Origin of the sequence: Streptomyces malaysiense (assembly GCF_000980885.2) — a bacterium.
In the GTDB taxonomy this organism is placed as follows: Bacteria; Actinomycetota; Actinomycetes; order Streptomycetales; family Streptomycetaceae; genus Streptomyces; species Streptomyces malaysiense.
Genome location: NZ_LBDA02000182.1, coordinates 1 through 1,064 on the forward strand (window position 1 = coordinate 1; position 1,064 = coordinate 1,064).

Sequence of the window (1,064 nt, forward strand, 5' to 3'; positions counted from 1 at the left end):
CAGCCCGAGCTGCGGGCCGGGGACCTGGCCCGTGCGCTCGCCACCACGCGGACGCATCACTCCCACCGTGCGGTGGTCGTGGGTCAGGACATCGACGAACTCCAGGCCGGACTCGCCGCCCTGGCCCGCGGCGAGGAACACCCCGACGTCGTCAGGGGCACCGCCGCCGCCCAGCCCGGCAAAACCGTCTTCGTCTTCCCCGGCCAGGGCTCCCAATACCCCGGCATGGCACGCGAACTCCTCGACACCTCCCAGGTGTTCCGCGACCACATCACCGCCTGCGAGACCGCCCTCGCACCCCACACCGACTGGTCACTCACCCACGTCCTCACCCAACACCCCGACGCCCCCACCCTCGACCGACTCGACGTCCTCCAACCCACCCTCTTCGCCGTCCTCACCGGACTCGCCGAAATCTGGAAAACCCACGGCATCCACCCCGACGCCGTCATCGGCCACTCCCAAGGCGAAATCGCCGCCGCCTACACCACCGGCGCCCTCACCCTCACCGACGCCACCACCATCATCGCCCTCCGCAGCAAACTCCTCGCCAACCTCACCACCACCGGCGCCCTCCTCCACGCCCCCCTCACCCCCCGACAACTCCAACCCCACCTCAACCAACACCTCACCATCGCCGCCACCAACAGCCCCCGATCCACCATCATCGCCGGCACCCACACCCACCTCGAACAACTCGCCACCACCCTCAACGACCACGGCACCAAAACCCGCCTCATCACCGCCACCGTCCCCAGCCACAGCCCCCACGTCGAACCCCTCCACCACCAACTCCTCCAAGACCTCCACAACATCAACCCCCAACCCACCACCACCCCCTTCATCTCCACCATCACCGCCCAACCCCACGACACCACCACCCTCGACCCCGAATACTGGTACCAGAACATGCGCCAACCCGTCCGCTTCCACGAGGCCACCCAAAACCTCCTGGACACCGGACACACCCTCTTCATCGAAATCAGCCCCCACCCCGTCCTCACCACCGCACTCACCCAAACCACCGACCACCACACCACCACCAACACCCCGACCAACCCCAC

1 protein-coding gene is annotated in these 1,064 nt (G+C 67.6%); it reads left to right on the plus strand.

Annotated elements, in window-relative coordinates; translation table 11 throughout:
• On the plus strand, positions 1 to 1,064 hold a 1,064-nt coding region (locus VT52_RS34815; protein WP_143070987.1), incomplete at both ends, for an acyltransferase domain-containing protein.